Genomic DNA, 903 nt, shown 5'->3' on the forward strand with positions numbered 1-903 from the left:
GGCGGGAATTCTATCGGACGCGGCCGGGAGCGGGAATCTTCATGCCGCCGCTGCATTTCCGCCCTCTCCCTCAGTCCAGGCTGGCCCGCAGCCTGGCGATGTCGGGCACATGGATGGTGCGGCCTTCCACCTCTATCAGGCCGCTGTCTATGAGCTCGTGCAGGATGCGGGAGAAATGCTCCTGGGTAAGGTTGAGGCGGGAGGCGATGGTGCCCTTGCTGGTGGACAGCCGGATGGAGACGCGGCCGCGGGCGGGGCAGTCTTCGTCCAGCCCTTCCTCGCGCAGCAGGTAGCCGACGATGCGGTCGCGGCCTGAGCGCAGCGAGTAGCTTTCCACGTCGCTCATCAGCTGGTGCAGGCGGCGCGACAGGCCGCCGATGATCTTGCGGCAGAACAGCGGGTCGCGCGCCATCTCCTCGAACACCACCTGCTTGGGAATGTGCAGCAGGCAAGTGTCGCTCAGCGCCTGCGCCATCACCACGTAGGGCTTGTCCATGAACATCACCGCTTCGCCGAAGGTCTGGCCGGGGCGCAGGATTTCCACCACCTTCTCGTTGCCCGCCGCCGACAGGAAGGCGAGCTTGATCTGGCCGGCGAGGATGAGGTGGAAGCCGCTGCACACGTCGCCACGGTGGAACAGGATCTCGCCGCGGGCGGCGGTGAGCTCGCGCACGCCGCGGGCGAAGCGGGCGATCTCGTCCTGCGCCAGGCCCTCGAACAGTGGCGCGGTGGCGAGCAACTGGCAGATGCGCTCGCTCTGCACGTCTATGGCTTGAGGGCCGGCCGTGGGCGGAAGGCGGGGCGCTGCCGGCTCGTGTGGTTCGACGGGCTGCATGCAGGGGAGGGCTTCGCGCAGCATGCTTACCTCCTGGGCTGGGCGTGATGGGCGGGAGTGGCCAGAGG

The 903-nt window shown here is 68.0% G+C and carries 1 protein-coding gene; it reads right to left on the minus strand.

Annotation, left to right across the window (positions count from 1 at the left end):
* Positions 1-70: 70 nt before the first annotated feature.
* On the minus strand, positions 71-859 hold the full coding sequence (locus tag GRF61_RS24190) for a Crp/Fnr family transcriptional regulator (protein ID WP_248281433.1): 789 nt from the start codon (positions 857-859) through the stop codon (positions 71-73).
* Between the last annotated feature and the right edge of the window lie 44 nt (positions 860-903).

The organism is Azoarcus sp. TTM-91 (assembly GCF_012911025.1).
Classification (GTDB): Bacteria; Pseudomonadota; Gammaproteobacteria; order Burkholderiales; family Rhodocyclaceae; genus Azoarcus.

What these genes read in the sequence shown, in the direction of transcription:
- GRF61_RS24190 (WP_248281433.1), bottom strand. Translation starts at nt 859, where the DNA reads ATGCTGCGCGAAGCCCTCCCCTGCATGCAGCCCGTCGAACCACACGAG.